This is a genomic window from Pseudorhizobium sp. NPDC055634 (assembly GCF_053618655.1).
In genome coordinates, this window is the sequence record NZ_JBSHHW010000018.1 from 1758 (window position 1) to 2128 (window position 371).

Sequence of the window (371 nt, forward strand, 5' to 3'; positions counted from 1 at the left end):
AGGTCGTGGAGGACCGAACACAACAGCTTTGAAAACCTGGCGGATGACCTGTGGTTAGGGGTGAAAGGCCAATCAAACTCCGTGATAGCTGGTTCTCCCCGAAATGCATTTAGGTGCAGCGTCGTGTGTTTCTTGCCGGAGGTAGAGCACTGGATAGGCGATGGGCCCTACCGGGTTACTGACCTTAGCCAAACTCCGAATGCCGGTAAGTGAGAGCGCGGCAGTGAGACTGTGGGGGATAAGCTCCATGGTCGAGAGGGAAACAGCCCAGAGCATCGACTAAGGCCCCTAAGCGTACGCTAAGTGGGAAAGGATGTGGAGTCGCACAGACAACCAGGAGGTTGGCTTAGAAGCAGCCACCCTTGAAAGAG

The 371-nt window shown here is 55.3% G+C and carries 1 rRNA gene (only partly in view); it reads left to right on the top strand.

What is annotated here, in order from left to right:
* A 23S ribosomal RNA gene (locus ACWGPT_RS19825) occupies window positions 1–371 on the top strand (its annotated part extends 907 nt beyond the left edge of the window); the annotation flags it as partial.